The sequence below is a fragment of the Sutterella massiliensis genome, assembly GCF_016899755.1.
GTDB classification, from domain to species: domain Bacteria; phylum Pseudomonadota; class Gammaproteobacteria; order Burkholderiales; family Burkholderiaceae_F; genus Sutterella; species Sutterella massiliensis.
This window is the reverse complement of record NZ_JACJJC010000396.1, coordinates 1-286: the sequence shown is the minus strand read 5'-3', so window position 1 is coordinate 286 and position 286 is coordinate 1. Positions and strand designations below refer to the sequence as shown.

The 286-nt window shown below is 61.5% G+C and carries 1 protein-coding gene; it reads right to left on the bottom strand.

Going from position 1 to position 286, the window contains the following annotated elements:
- The coding region (locus tag H6A60_RS13065; RefSeq protein WP_239477753.1) for an FAD-binding protein at nucleotides 1-230 on the bottom strand (230 nt) is incomplete at its 3' end.
- Between the last annotated feature and the right edge of the window lie 56 nt (nucleotides 231-286).

Here is a 286-nt window from a genome sequence, read left to right as displayed (position 1 = left end):
GCATAAAGACCTTCGATGGGGTTGCCCGCCCAGTTCAGGACGCGGCGTTCGGCGTCAGTCGAAAGACCGCCCTTTGTGTTGGAGCCGCCCGCGAAAAGCGGCACGGCGTAGAACGGTCCCTTTTTGATCGGGCGCAGCGTACTCTTCGGGCGCCCGAACTTCTCGTCGACACCTGCGTCGCAAGCCGCGTTGAATTCGCCGACCGTTTTCTTCAAGGCTTCCGGGCGCATGCGTGCAGCGTTTCCGCCGGTTGCGGCGATTTGCTTTGCCAGCTCTTCTATGGTGT